The organism is Pseudoalteromonas sp. S16_S37, assembly GCF_014694405.1.
Lineage (GTDB): Bacteria > Pseudomonadota > Gammaproteobacteria > Enterobacterales > Alteromonadaceae > Pseudoalteromonas.
Window position 1 is genome coordinate 1 of record NZ_JAAUWV010000027.1, and the last position, 13,319, is coordinate 13,319.

The 13,319-nt window shown below is 41.8% G+C and carries 17 protein-coding genes; 8 read left to right on the forward strand and 9 right to left on the reverse strand.

The annotated features are described in order from the left end of the window. Positions 1 to 257: 257 nt before the first annotated feature. Together HC733_RS12705 and HC733_RS12710 are read right to left on the reverse strand one after the other, a co-directional pair. Positions 258 to 992, reverse strand: a complete 735-nt coding sequence (locus tag HC733_RS12705; protein ID WP_190365421.1) for a UDP-2,3-diacylglucosamine diphosphatase — start codon at positions 990 to 992, stop codon at positions 258 to 260. A 51-nt stretch (positions 993 to 1,043) separates the two neighbouring features. After that, the gene (locus HC733_RS12710; RefSeq protein ID WP_190365422.1) at positions 1,044 to 1,538 is read right to left on the reverse strand and encodes a peptidylprolyl isomerase; all 495 of its coding nucleotides are present in this window, start codon (positions 1,536 to 1,538) and stop codon (positions 1,044 to 1,046) included. Between the two features lie 201 nt (positions 1,539 to 1,739). Between HC733_RS12710 and cysS the strand changes: the two genes are divergently transcribed. The 3 genes from cysS to HC733_RS12725 all read left to right on the forward strand — a co-directional run bounded on the left by cysS (position 1,740) and on the right by HC733_RS12725 (position 4,747). Next, the gene (gene cysS / locus HC733_RS12715) at positions 1,740 to 3,119 is read left to right on the forward strand and encodes a cysteine--tRNA ligase (protein WP_190365423.1); all 1,380 of its coding nucleotides are present in this window, start codon (positions 1,740 to 1,742) and stop codon (positions 3,117 to 3,119) included. 79 nt (positions 3,120 to 3,198) lie between these two features. Continuing rightward, positions 3,199 to 4,065, forward strand: a complete 867-nt coding sequence (locus tag HC733_RS12720; protein ID WP_190365424.1) for a mechanosensitive ion channel family protein — start codon at positions 3,199 to 3,201, stop codon at positions 4,063 to 4,065. A gap of 226 nt (positions 4,066 to 4,291) precedes the next feature. Next, entirely contained in the window at positions 4,292 to 4,747 is a 456-nt protein-coding gene (locus tag HC733_RS12725; protein ID WP_190365425.1) for a hypothetical protein, read from the forward strand. Positions 4,748 to 4,799: 52 nt separating this feature from the next. Here HC733_RS12725 and HC733_RS12730 read toward each other — a convergent pair whose 3' ends face one another. Genes HC733_RS12730 through HC733_RS12745 form a run of 4 tightly spaced genes read right to left on the reverse strand, consistent with a single transcriptional unit; the run spans position 4,800 to position 7,558 of the window. Then, a complete protein-coding gene (locus HC733_RS12730; protein ID WP_190365426.1) occupies positions 4,800 to 5,627 on the reverse strand; it encodes a mechanosensitive ion channel domain-containing protein in 828 nt (275 codons plus the stop codon). Positions 5,628 to 5,655: 28 nt separating this feature from the next. Further along, the gene (locus HC733_RS12735) at positions 5,656 to 6,342 is read right to left on the reverse strand and encodes an LrgB family protein (protein ID WP_190365427.1); all 687 of its coding nucleotides are present in this window, start codon (positions 6,340 to 6,342) and stop codon (positions 5,656 to 5,658) included. After that, entirely contained in the window at positions 6,335 to 6,712 is a 378-nt protein-coding gene (locus tag HC733_RS12740; RefSeq protein ID WP_190365428.1) for a CidA/LrgA family protein, read from the reverse strand. Before HC733_RS12740 ends, HC733_RS12735 begins: the two co-directional genes overlap by 8 nt. Before the next feature lie 54 nt (positions 6,713 to 6,766). After that, positions 6,767 to 7,558, reverse strand: coding sequence for a crotonase/enoyl-CoA hydratase family protein (locus HC733_RS12745; protein ID WP_190365429.1), 792 nt, complete (start codon positions 7,556 to 7,558; stop codon positions 6,767 to 6,769). 164 nt (positions 7,559 to 7,722) lie between these two features. Here HC733_RS12745 and HC733_RS12750 point away from each other — a divergent pair, with 164 nt between their 5' ends. The 3 genes from HC733_RS12750 to HC733_RS12760 are packed head-to-tail and all read left to right on the forward strand — an operon-like array spanning position 7,723 to position 9,351. Further along, complete coding sequence (locus HC733_RS12750; protein ID WP_190365430.1) at positions 7,723 to 8,046, forward strand: DUF440 family protein; 324 nt, start codon at positions 7,723 to 7,725, stop codon at positions 8,044 to 8,046. Between the two features lie 28 nt (positions 8,047 to 8,074). After that, complete coding sequence (locus HC733_RS12755; RefSeq protein WP_342366016.1) at positions 8,075 to 8,899, forward strand: DUF481 domain-containing protein; 825 nt, start codon at positions 8,075 to 8,077, stop codon at positions 8,897 to 8,899. Between the two features lie 11 nt (positions 8,900 to 8,910). Next, on the forward strand, positions 8,911 to 9,351 hold the full coding sequence (locus tag HC733_RS12760; protein ID WP_190365431.1) for a hypothetical protein: 441 nt from the start codon (positions 8,911 to 8,913) through the stop codon (positions 9,349 to 9,351). Positions 9,352 to 9,372: 21 nt separating this feature from the next. On the opposite strand, the gene HC733_RS12765 is transcribed toward HC733_RS12760, so the two are convergent. Both HC733_RS12765 and ygfZ read right to left on the reverse strand, forming a co-directional pair. Then, positions 9,373 to 9,858, reverse strand: a complete 486-nt coding sequence (locus tag HC733_RS12765; RefSeq protein ID WP_190365432.1) for an FKBP-type peptidyl-prolyl cis-trans isomerase — start codon at positions 9,856 to 9,858, stop codon at positions 9,373 to 9,375. Between the two features lie 12 nt (positions 9,859 to 9,870). Continuing rightward, complete coding sequence (ygfZ, locus tag HC733_RS12770; protein ID WP_190365433.1) at positions 9,871 to 10,785, reverse strand: CAF17-like 4Fe-4S cluster assembly/insertion protein YgfZ; 915 nt, start codon at positions 10,783 to 10,785, stop codon at positions 9,871 to 9,873. A 193-nt stretch (positions 10,786 to 10,978) separates the two neighbouring features. On the opposite strand from ygfZ, the gene HC733_RS12775 reads away from it, so the two are divergent. Together HC733_RS12775 and HC733_RS12780 are read left to right on the forward strand one after the other, a co-directional pair. Further along, positions 10,979 to 11,230 carry an FAD assembly factor SdhE gene (locus HC733_RS12775; protein WP_190365434.1) on the forward strand — a complete coding sequence of 84 codons (252 nt, stop codon included), beginning with the start codon at positions 10,979 to 10,981 and terminating at the stop codon, positions 11,228 to 11,230. Positions 11,231 to 11,327: 97 nt separating this feature from the next. Beyond that, entirely contained in the window at positions 11,328 to 11,636 is a 309-nt protein-coding gene (locus HC733_RS12780) for a hypothetical protein (RefSeq protein WP_190365435.1), read from the forward strand. Here HC733_RS12780 and nadB read toward each other — a convergent pair. Continuing rightward, positions 11,633 to 13,228, reverse strand: a complete 1,596-nt coding sequence (gene nadB, locus HC733_RS12785; RefSeq protein WP_190365436.1) for an L-aspartate oxidase — start codon at positions 13,226 to 13,228, stop codon at positions 11,633 to 11,635. The two genes, HC733_RS12780 and nadB, sit on opposite strands and share 4 nt — an antisense overlap. Positions 13,229 to 13,319: the final 91 nt, after the last annotated feature.

Below are 13,319 nucleotides of genomic sequence, written 5' to 3' on the forward strand. Positions count from 1 at the left end.
CTACTGCTTCTTGCTTAAACTCAGCTGGATAACTTCTATTAGTTCTTTTTGTCATTTTACACCTCGATATTTGGATTATATTCCATTATAAAAGTGTCCTGTATGATTAGAGCAGATCAATGGTCCAACGAGACGAAAAACAGAACAGGGGGTAGCATACCTCCACGCAAAAGAAATGCGTGACAGGCAGGGCGATTTATTTAGCTAGTATTAGTGGGCATTTTAAATACAAATTTAAGTAGAGAGCTTTTGTGCTGCTATGCAGGCTTATCTTTAACTAATTCTTGCTCACCAGTTTCGTTCACCACTAAATATGAGCTTTGGCTATACCAGTCACCTAATACCGTGCGGGTAAGCCGTTTATTGTTGTGCTCGTGAATATGTACATCGGGGCGGTGGGTATGACCGTGGATCATATGCGCCACGTTATAACGCTCGAACATTTCCAACACGGCACTGGGTGTGACATCCAAAATTTCAGCGGCTTTACCCATTTGGTTAGCTTTGCTCTTTGCGCGACCATTGCGAGCAATATTGCGGCGAACGCTTAAAGGTAAAGATAAAATTAATCTTGGCCACCACCAGCCACGGCTTTTTTTACGAAACTTTTGATAGGCAATGTCTTGAGTACACATTTCGTCGCCATGTAATACTAGCGTCGGGGTACCGTATAAATCGACAATATGCTGTTCAGGTAGTAGTGTGAATCCGGCTTGTTTGGCATAGCGTTTAGAGAGTAAGAAGTCTCGGTTGCCATGGGTAAAGAAAATATTGATACCTGCTTGTGCAACGGCCTTGAGCTTGTTTGCTACTGAAATAGCAAGTGGACTTTGCTCATCATCACCTATCCACACCTCAAAAAAGTCGCCCAAAATGTACAAAGCATCTACATCAGCGTTCATGTGCATTGCTAAAAAGTCAAAGAAGGCTTGAGTAATTTGCGGGTAGTCGTCACTTAAATGTAGGTCGGAGATGAAATAGGTTTTTCTCATGGCTCTTCTTTTGAGATAAAGCGGGCAAAGCCCGCTTATAATATTTTTGGATTATTCAGTGACAGTTACTTTTTCGATTATTACATCTTCAAGAGGCACGTCTTGATGGAATCCAGCTGAACCAGTAGCAACAGATTTGATCTTGTTAACTACGTCCATACCTTCAACAACTTCACCGAACACGCAGTAACCCCAACCTTGTGAAGTTTCACTGCTGAAGTTCAAGAAGTCGTTGTCATTGACGTTGATAAAAAATTGCGCAGTTGCAGAGTGAGGATCTGGTGTACGCGCCATCGCTAGTGTACCAGTTTTGTTGCTCAGGCCATTGTTTGCTTCGTTTTCAATCGGCGCTTGCACAGACTTTTGTTCCATGCCAGGTGCAAAACCACCGCCTTGAACCATAAAGCCATCGATAACACGGTGGAAGATTGTGCCATCGTAAAAACCAGACTTTGCGTAGTTTAAAAAGTTTTCAACTGTTTTAGGTGCATCTTCAGCAAATAAGTTAACGCTGATTTGACCGTAGTTTGTGTGTAGAACAACCATTTCGGCTTCCTAATCTTTAGAATTTACAAAGGCTGTATTCTATAGCACAAAAGTAGGAGCTGACAATTTTCAAAGAGAATTAATCGTACATAAGAAAAAACCTGTCGATTTGTGCCTGTAGCATTAAATTGGCTATAGAGCAGCGGCGGGGCAAGTGTTATGATTATGTTTTATGTCTTTTTTGTTTAGGAAAAACACTACATGTTGCAGATATACAACACACTAACTCGCCAAAAAGCGCCGTTTAAACCATTAGTCGAAGGTAAAGTCGACATGTATGTGTGTGGTATCACCATTTATGATTTCTGCCATGTGGGACACGCACGTACTTATGTTTCATTTGATGTGATGAACAGATACCTACGTTACTTAGGTTATGACGTAACCTATGTACGCAATATCACAGATGTTGACGATAAAATCATTAAACGTGCGGCAGAGAACAACGAAGAGATAAACGATTTAACCGTGCGTATGACCAAAGCCATGCATGAAGACTTTGCAGCCTTAAATATCTTACCTGCGGATATTGAGCCTACGGTTACGGGGCACATGGATGAGATCATCGCGATGATTGAAAAGCTCATTGCTAAAGGCCATGCGTATGTTGCTGGTAGTGGTGATGTGTTATTTGATGTGTCGACCTTTGAGCAATATGGTCAGCTGTCACAACAAGATTTAGAGATGTTGCAAGCGGGTGCGCGTGTTGAAGTGGCGCAAGACAAAGACGATCCGTTAGACTTCGTTCTCTGGAAAAAGGCCAAAGCTGGCGAGCCAGCTTGGCAGTCACCATGGGGTGAAGGTCGTCCAGGTTGGCATATTGAATGTAGTGCGATGAGCTCAAAACACCTTGGTGAGTTTTTTGATATTCACGGTGGTGGTTCTGACTTGCAATTTCCACATCACGAAAATGAAATCGCGCAGTCATGCTGTGCTAACAATGGCAAGTATGTGAATACTTGGATCCACACAGGTATGGTGCAAGTGAACAAAGAGAAAATGTCTAAATCGTTAGGCAATTTCTTTACGGTGCGCGAAGTACTAAAACAATACGACCGTGAAACTGTTCGTTACTTCTTGATCAATGGTCATTATCGTAGTCAGTTAAACTACTCTCAAGAAAACTTAGATCAAGCGCGTTCATCGTTAGAGCGCATTTACACAGCGCTTCGCGGTGTAGAGTTAGTTGAGGTGTCACTTGAGGGTAACGAATACGCTAAGCGTTTTGAAACGGCTATGAATGATGACTTCAATACCCCTGAAGCATTGCCGGTGATTTTTGAGCTCGCGAAAGAAGTGAACTTACTGAAAGACAAAGATGCTAAATCGGCGGGCGAACTGGCTTACATCTTAGTACAACTTGCAGGTGTGTTAGGCATTGCACAGCAAGAGCCTGAACGTTTCTTGCAAGGCGAGCAAGATAACGATGAAGTGGCAAAAATTGAGGCGCTTATTGTTAAACGCAATGAAGCTCGCGCAAACAAAGATTGGGCGGCTGCAGATGAAGCGCGTGATGCGCTCAATGCCATGGGGGTGGTGCTAGAAGATAGCGCAGGAAAAACCACTTGGCGCAAAGCATAACGGCTTGCAAAATTAGTTGCCAATTTTAATGGTAAACGCCACACTCATTGAGTGTGGCGTTTTTTTTGAGGAAAAATAAATGGATATGAGTTGGCTTGATAAAGAGCTTATTAAAGTAGGCGATTTTTCTTTGCTTGTTGGCGAACTGTTATCATTTTTTATGGTGCTGTTACTCACCTTTATCATTTCTCGGGTACTGAGAGCGGCATTTGGACGTTTGGCAATGCGTCAGGGCATGATTGCCCACACCTCAGCGTATGTCATCGGTCGCTTTATACATTACATCGTACTATTTATCGGTTTTATTATTGCCTTAACATCACTGGGTATGAAAATGACAGAGCTGGCGTTGATAGCCAGTGCCCTTGGTGTTGGCATTGGCCTTGGCTTACAAGGTATGGTCAACAATTTTGTTTCTGGACTTGTTTTACTATTAGAAAAAACAGTCAAGGTGGGAGATTTTGTTGAACTGTCTAATGATGTTGTCGGCGAAGTGATGGCCATTTATATGCGCGCGACTTTAATTCGTACCAATGATAATGTGGATATTCTTATCCCGAATGCGGAGTTGGTATCAGGTTTAGTTACTAACTGGACCTTAGCAGAAAAAGTTAGGCGCTTTAGAATTTCCTTTTCGGTAGCTTATGGCAGTGATAAGGCATTAGTGAAAAAGGCAGTTTTAGAGGCCGCAGACAATGTACCTTATACGCTAAACAGTTTGGGCCGTGAGCCAACGGTTTGGATGACTGGGTTTGGAGACAGTAGTTTAAATTTCACCCTAGGAGTATGGGTTCAACCTGAACAAGTAAAACGCCCAACCGCGTTGGTTTCTGATTACTTGTGGGCGATAGACGATGCACTTCGAAAATACCAAATTGAGATCCCATTTCCGCAACGAGATATTCATATTCGTACGCCAGCACCTAAAGATGATTGTGTTAATTAGTTAAATAATACTGGGTTTGATATCAGTCTTTAGTCGAATGCAACAGTAAAAAAGGGCAAACATATTTTTGCTCTTTTTTATTAGTTGTTTGATAAAAGGTAGTTTTTATTTTCATTGCCCCCACCTTTAATACTTTTTGGTTGTCAATCTGTTAATAATTAATTTTGCATAAAACGAAATTAGCATTATAGTTAAATTAGTGTAATTTATTTGGGTGAGCAGGCCTATGGCTGAGGGTGTAATAAAGTTTGACTTTGATCACACAGCAGCATTTATAGACGCTATGAATAAAGGGCTCAATCACCTTGATAGCAAAATGTTTACTTTTCGGCATGTCGCGCAAAGTGGCGTTCAAATGCGGCTATATTCTCGTCGTAAGTCGGTATTTAGTGATGTAGACAGCATATTAGTTTGCAAAGAGGTAACCGAGCAGGCCTTAAGCGCACAAGCGAGCTTTGATTGTGCTTGGTCAGATGATGAATTGGCCGTGATTGATGCCCTGAAAGGTCAAGGGCACAGTATTTTATCTATGTATGTTGTGATACGGCGAGGCCCACTCATGGTGTTTTTTCTAGAGGACACAGAATTACTTAACGGCAGTGTGCCGTGCCATGAGCTATTGTGCCGAATGATGTCAGATTATGGCGCTGCCCGTGCATTGGCTCACACGCTGGTCTATTGAACATTTAACGAATTGATTTCCCAACAATTAGGCACCGAAAGGTGCCTTTTCTTTAGGATTCTTTGTGCAATGTGACTACCCGTTGAGGGAAAGGAATGTCAATGTTTGCTGATTTAATTGTGCGATAAACCTGTTTGTTGATTGCCAGCTTAGTCTCGATAATTTGCGAGGTGGGCACCCAATAACGGTAGCTAATGATCACCGCACTATCAGCAAATTGTTCAATGCCTACTTGTGGTTGCGGGCTTTGCGCCACTTTATCGTTAGAGACAATTACATTGACTATTTCGTTAATGGCAATATCGCTATCACTGTGATAAGCGATACCAATTTCACCTTTGACAAGAGAGTACTCAAATGAGTTGTGTAAGATTTCTCCAACAATATGTTTGTTTGGAATCGTTATCTCAACTTTCTCTTCATTGATGAGAATAGTGTGTCCTAGTTCGATTTGTTTAACTTGACCGCTGACACCTTTGATCTGAATTGTATCACCAACAATAAACGGGCGAGTAGCAATTATGGCAAAGCCAGAACCATAGTTTGATAGCATTCCCTGTAACGCCAAACCAGCACCAAGTGAAGCGGCACCAATGGCTGCAACAAAAGGCGTAACACTGATACCAACTTTTCCTAAGGCGATGATCACAAACATGATAATGAGTAATACTTTGACGACATTGCTAATAAAGTTGGTAAGCGTGACATCAATATTATGGCGCTGCATCAGCGCTTCAACCATTTTAGACAGTCGGTTTGAGACCCAAAGACCAATAAGCAATATCAGGATTGCACCTACCACTTGCATACTGTAGGTCACCAAATAGTCTCTGATCAGGTTAAAGTAGTGTTCAAATTGTTTTATTTCTTGCTCGATCACGTTGTTTTCCTTGTTTAAAGCGTGGCTTTTACAGCATCGCTAGCCAAGTATAAAATGGCGGCACCCAAATTGCAGTAGTGATGGCACTAATGGTCATCGCTGCAGACGCATAGGCACCCGTTATTGGATGATGCTCAAAGGCGCTTGCAGTGCCAATTGCATGGCAAGCTACGCCCAGCGCAATGCCTTGTGCTTTAGGGTGCTTAATATGCAATTTATCTAGTAACGATAAACCAAATATACCACCAAACACGCCAACTAAAATAACCATTATGGCAGCAATAGCGCTTACACCACCGAGGCTTTCGCTCACAATGATAGTGATGGGGGTGGTGACAGATAAGGCTGCGAGTGAAGCACTGAGTTGTTCATCCACTGAAAACAGTTTACACAGTAGCAGTGCAATTACCGTTGCACTGCTAACACCGATAAAACTACATAACAGGATATGCACAAAGTAACGTTTAATATCGTGAAACTGCATGTAAAGAGGGTAGGCTAGAGCGACAACGGCAACCTCTAAAAAAAAGTGTATCGGCTGGGCTGCAAAAAAGAATACTTGGTATTCTATATCTAAGACTAATAATGCTGTGCTGATGGTAACAATACACATAAGTAATGGGTTTAATAGCGAAATAGGGTAGGCTCGATATACCCGTCGAAAAAGATAAAACAGGGCGCAGATCAAGATAACAACCAAGGCTGAGCTAGTCATTTTTCAGCCCTTTTTTTGCAACGAAGCCCACTAAACTTAAGCCAGCAACGGGCACCAATATCAACGTGCATACCAACAGAGGCCAATAAAGCGCGAGTAAGGAGGTATATTGCACAATGCCAACGCCTGCTGGGATAAAGAACAGCGCCATATACTTTAAAATGGGTGCACAGGCGGGCGCCAGCCAGCTAGGTTCTATAATTTTACTGGCCAGTAAAAGTAGCAAAATGAGCATAGCAACCAGCGGCGAAGGTAATGGGATTTGCCACCATAAAGTCATTAATTTAGCGCTATATAAACACATCAACAAAATACCCAAGGCAATAATAAACTTAATAAGCTGACGCAACGAGGCTACCCAATCATTCATGTCTACAGAGGTCCATAATAATCAACTTATGCAAATTATTGCTATTGGACCAAATTACCATTTGCTTCTAACACTGTAGGGTTTTTGCTCATCATGAGTGGCATTGTGCATAGCGGTTTTGGTATTTTTATTGAGTAGCAGTTTTATCTGAGTAAATGTCTCTTTGGCTAATGTTGCTCTGAGATTTTGTTGATAAGCGCTTTGGTTAACACGCTTTATAGCGGCGAGTGTGTCGGGTGAACGAATAAGTAATCGCTTTAACAAATCATCGCAACTAGCTTGTAAGTCATCACTCACTTCGGATGCTAGACCTAATTGCGCTGCTTGCTTACCACTGATTGTCGTTCCTAGCCAAGCAAGTTTTAAAGCTTGATCATAGCTAAGTATTGAAGGAAGTAGTGGGCCTGAACCCATATCTGGACACAACCCCCATTTAGACTCCATGATAGCTAATTGTGCACAGCTTGTTGTAATTCGATAGTCAGCGCCAAGGGCGATATGTAGACCGCCGCCAAAACAATTTCCATCAATCAGAGCGATAACAGGTACTGGGAGGCGACGCCACGAAAGACATACACGTTGCGCCAAGTTGGCGTTACCTGGTAACCATTTAAACAGCAGCCGAACAATTGCAGATGGTTTTTTTATCATCGACTTTACGTCGAGCCCAGAGCAAAAGTTGCCTCCTGCACCTTGAATAACAACGGCTCTTAGTTGACGGTCCTTTTTGAGTCGCTTTATCGTTTTATCAATGGCAACAAACATCTCAAAGGTAAGTGCATTTTGTTTTTCTGGGCGGTTGAGCGTGACCCAAGCGACATTTTCGCGGTGTTCTACAGTGAGCATTAAAAAATCCTGTTATGGTTATAATTATGGTCTGTTTTAGAGTTTATATTCTAGCTATTGTAATTTCAGCAGATAAATTTGCATATTTAACGAAACATCGTGGCCTTTAATTTTATGATTTTGTTATCATAGCAATGAATGCATTAATTAAGAGAGCCTCAACCATGTCAGCCCGCCTTTGTAGTGTTGAAGAAATAACCCATCAAGCATATGAAATATTTCAACAACTCGCACCTGAGAATTTATCAGATCAAGATATTGAACAGTTTAATCTGCATCATGAAGACTATGGTTTTATTGAAGATAGTGAACCAGATGAAAGTTGGCAGGAATTTGTTGCGCTTGAGATAGAGCCTGAACATTTTGTACAAGTGCTTATCGGTATTGAGTACGAAGATGGCGATGAAGTGCTTGCAAAAATTCTGATTAGCAGAGATATCGATGCACCGTTTTGTCATGTTTTGTGGAAGCAAAACGAGTCTGAGTAAACTCTTTTGAAGTAGTGGTTGGGAAGTCGTGCAGTATTTAAAAATAATTTTGTGTTTGTTTAGCTTGTTGCTTGCGGTAAAAAGCTATGCCTCAGATCCATTAAAAGATTTTCATAAATATGGCGAGTTGTCAGACGAAGAAATCCATCAGAAACATCAAGGGGATTTGTTGTATGGAGACGTTGAGTTTGGCTTAATTGCTAATAACGGCAACAAAAATAGCACTGCGTTTAAGCTAAAAAGTAATATCTACCAAGATTTTACGCAGTGGCGAAATCAATTCAAATTAGACGCTTTGTACCGTGAAGATGATGCTAACGATAACGGTCAACATGAAGTCTCTGCATCTAAATACTTTGTTTCCGCACAGGGAAACTATAAAGTTGGTCAAGATAATGAGTCATTCTTCCTGTATGCAGATTATCTTGACGATAAATTCAGCGGTAAAGAGTATACAACCACGGTGGCACTGGGCTATGGAAATCGTTTGTTTGAAGGTCGAAAAGACACCGTAGATTTTGATATTGGTCCGGGTTTGTACTTGTCAAAAACAGATGGTGAAACAGAGCTGCCGATAGGTGAATCACGGCTAAAGCAGGGTCAGCTTGTTCGTATCGCATTGCAGTGGGAGAGGAATATTTCTAAGCGTACACGTTTTAATCAAGATGTGAGTATGGAAATTTCTTTGTCAGGGTTAAATGACCGCTTGATCAGTGAAACCGCTATTGTTAGTCAGGTTTTAGGTGGTGTGTCGTTGAAGGTGTCATATAGCTATCGTTATAATTCACAACCAGAAGAAAATAAGCTAAAAGCAGATACTGAGCTTGGTGCCACTTTCGTTTATAGCTTTTAAAGAGGAAATTTATGTACCGTCACACCCAATTTTCATGGGCAATAATGGCTATTTTAGCTTGGATAGCAAGCTTTTTAATTTTGGCGACCTGGTTGCTTGGATACAATGTGATAGTGCTTGTTTTTGGCATTATTATTGCCGTTTTAGCTTGTTTATTTTACGGCTTAACAATAGAAGTAAACAAAGAACAACGAACTTTAAGTTGGTGGTTTGGGCCTGGTGTTGCCAAGAAAACCCTTAGTTTTGATGATATTGAGGAAATCAAAGGCGTTACAAACTCGCTGCGCCACGGTGTTGGTATGCGTATAACCAATGACGGTTGGGTTTATTCGGCATCTGGATTTAGCGCGATTGAAGTGAGTTTATCGGATGGTATGAAATATCGCTTGGGGACTAATGACCAAGCAAGGTTGTTAGACGCATTAAGTGAAAAGATAACAAGCGCCGAATAGGCGCTTGTTCATAAGTTTAGCTTAGTGGTCGTGACCGCAGCCACCTTCACCATGCACATGGCCATGTGCAAGCTCTTCATCGGTAGCGTCACGTACTTCTAAAATTTCTACGTCAAAATTAAGTGTGATCCCTGATAAAGGATGGTTGCCATCAACTATCACTTCTTCATCTTGGATATCGATGATCATTACCATTTGGTCGCCATCATCTGTGGTTGCTCTAAATTGCATACCCACTTCAATATCCATGCCTTCAAACATAGATTTTGGTACGGCTTGCATCAGGTTATCATGACGCTCACCATAGCCTTGCTCTGGTTCAACAGTGACGCTGAGTTTGTCGCCAACCTGCTTATCAATTAGCGCGTCTTCAAGGCCTTGGATCAAATAGCCAGTACCTACGATAAACACCAGTGGTTCACCATCGAAAGAGTTGTCTATGGTGTTGTTGTCATTATCTAATACAGAGTAATGCATACTTACCACTTTGTTCGGTGCGATTTTCATAATATATCCCGTTTATTGGTCATCTAGAGAATAGGGTAGCGGTAATATCTTAAGGGCTACCTCGGGTGAATTTTTTGCACGTAACTGTGCTGAATGTTCAGTGTCGTTTGGGAGAACGGCCAAAGCGCTGTAAGTATTTGTTGTTGAGTTAAAAACCTGATGAACTATCTTTCCTGCACGACGCCAATTATCACCAAGATGTAGCTCTAACTCGCTGTCTTCTATCGCCCTTGTCGACTCGCCTTGTACAATATACATAGCGCGCTTGTTTTTACCAAGGTAGCGCATTCTTGCTACGGTTTCTTGGCCTGTATAGCAGCCTTTTTTAAAGCTGATACCATTTAACGCCTGTAGGTTGATCATCTGTGGCACAAACTCTTCAATATTTTGTTCATTGATTTGTGGCTCGCCAGCGAGAATACCAGCTTCAATAAATGCGCTTGGGTCATTGCTTAATTCAATGTCAGCAGGAAATTCATAGCTGTCACTTACAATAAGAATGAGTCTCGTATCATCAAGTTTAATCGCTTTATTGTCACCAAAATCACATGCGTTTTGCTGCTCTTCGAAATTTAAGCCTAGCAAATCACATACATTGTTCAATTGCGGGCTGTGAACTCCTACTATCTTGGCATTATTTAGAGGTTCAATACTTACTTTTGCAAAGACACCATATTTTTTTAGTTCTCGAGTTGAAGCGTCAATCTCAGGTTCAGAGCCAAGCAGCATAAAGCTTTGCTGATGTTTGAACAGTCGAAATACGCCCCACAACTTGCCTTTTGGACTGCAATGACCAGCCCACATAAAGTTGTGCTCAGTGATCAGGTTCATATCTTGGGTTAGCTGGCCATGCAAATAGCTCAGTTGCTCAGGCCCTGAAACAGTAATTACCTTGTATGGTAGATTAACAGCACTTGCGAGTGACATAAAATTAATCCTTAAGATAGAGAATGGCGCTAATGGTAACTCATATCGACATGCGCATAAATGCTGATGGTAAAAGAAATCTGCTTAGAATATGAGGCAAGATGTTTTTGTGACTAAGTTGGGTGTCTCGTAGGCTAAACTAAGATATAATTTGCGCGGTATAAGTAAAACAATTACAGATAAGGGTATTGAAATGGCAGAGCTGTATTCAAAGTCTCGCACAAAATGGGCATGTCGACGCGGTATGTTGGAGCTAGACGTATTGTTAGGGCCATTTGTTGACGACGCTTACGATGCATTGAGCGAGGCTGATAAATTGGTATTCCAACGTTTACTTGCTGTGGAAGACCCAGATTTATTTGCGTGGTTTATGGGCCATGAAACTTGCCCAGATGCAGAACTCAATGCCATGGTTAAATTGATCCTTGACCGAGTCCGCGTATAAGTTCGTATTTGAAAACAATATATTAGGTCACAAGCCATTTGTGGCCTTATTTGCTAGCATCACTTTTATATGTGTGATGCTGTTTCCTTCGTATCACATGATTTCACTAGCAATTGTTTTAGGTTATGTTGGATATAAAGTATGCCTACTGCAATGTCGAAAAAATACCCCACCAAGTGGCACCATCTTGATTACTGAATCTGATAACTATATTGAATTTCAAGGTGCGTTAGATTTGGTAGGGAAAGTGGCAAGTGCTCAGTTATTTATGAATGTATTGTGTTTGCAAGTAAAAGACTATTCTGGTGAGGAAAAACATGTATTTATAGGTGCATGGGCATTATCGGCACAAGATTTTTCTCACTTGTGCCGAGTATGCTTTGCTCACGATAAATCTAAGGCCTAAGGTGTTAAAATCGTAGGCTTAGGTGAATCACTTTGCTGAGGATAATCAATGGTGTAGTGCAGGCCTCTACTTTCTTTACGCTCAAGTGCGCAGCGGATAATAAGCTCAGCCACGAGTACTAAGTTTCTAAGTTCAAGTAGATTATTCGAGACCCTAAAATGCGCATAGTACTCATTGATTTCTTGCTGTAAAAGCTCGACGCGACGCAGTGCACGTTCTAGCCGTTTGGTTGAGCGCACGATACCAACATAATCCCACATAAATAACCTGAGCTCGTGCCAGTTGTGAGTGATAACGACTTCCTCGTCTGAGTCGTTAACTTGACTTTCGTCCCATTCAGGCAGCTCTGGAGGTTGTGGGCTGGTTTTAATTTTAGACAAGATATCTTTAGCCGCAGCATGCGCAAAAACGATGCATTCCAACAATGAATTGCTCGCCATACGGTTAGCACCGTGTAGACCTGTATACGCCACTTCACCTACCGCATACAAGTTGTCAATGTCGGTTTTACCATTGAAGTCAGTGACAACTCCACCACATGTGTAATGCGCCGCAGGAACAACGGGAATAGCTTCTTTGGTAATATCTAAGCCAACACTTAGGCACTTGGCATAAATGGTAGGGAAATGCTCAATAATAAAATCTTTGTCTTTGTGCGAAATGTCCAGATACACGCAATTTGCACCTAAGCGTTTCATCTCATAGTCAATGGCTCTCGCAACGATGTCTCGAGGGGCCAGCTCTTCGCGCTTATCGAAATCAGGCATAAAACGGGTGCCATCAGGACGTTTTAGTAGTGCACCTTCACCGCGCATCGCTTCGGTGATCAAAAAGTTTTGCAGCTCTGGATGATAAAGACTAGTGGGGTGGAACTGGTTAAATTCCATATTCGCAACCTTGCAGCCAGCGCGCCACGCCATGGCAATACCATCGCCACTGGATACATCAGGGTTTGATGTATATAGATATACTTTACTTGCGCCACCAGTTGCTAAGGCGACAAATTTTGCTGAGATTGTTTCTACGCGATCTTTTTTCCTATTGAACACATAAACGCCATTTATGCGTCTTTGCTCGCTGGTTTTGTCACATATAAGGTCGATGGCATTGTGTTGTTCAAGTAAAGTGATATTGCTGTGAGCTTGTACTTGACTGACTAACGTGGTTTGTACTGCTTTGCCGGTTGCATCGGCTGCATGTAAAATACGTCTGTGGCTGTGGCCACCTTCACGCGTAAGATGAAATCTTTCTTTGCCTTTGCTATCAAATTCGACATCAAATGGCACACCCTGTTCAATAAGCCACTTTAAACAGTTTTTTGCGTTACTCGCGGTATAATGCACTGCATCACGATCGCACAGACCTGCACCGGCGGCCAATGTGTCTTCAACATGAGACTCAATACTGTCATTTTTTTTGTCAAATACCGCTGCGATACCACCTTGTGCATACAGTGTGGAGCCTTCTTTTAAGTCGCCTTTGCTTATTACAGTAACATGACAATGATTTGCTAAAGACAGCGCTAAGCTTAAACCCGCAGCGCCGCTTCCGATAACGACTACATCGGTATTATGGTTTTTATTTGACTTCATGTGTTTGGATCTTCACTTTTTTCTATGCGCTACATACAGCTAGTTGCATCATCTTTTGCTATTATACACCTAATTAAGGTAAACCATATGT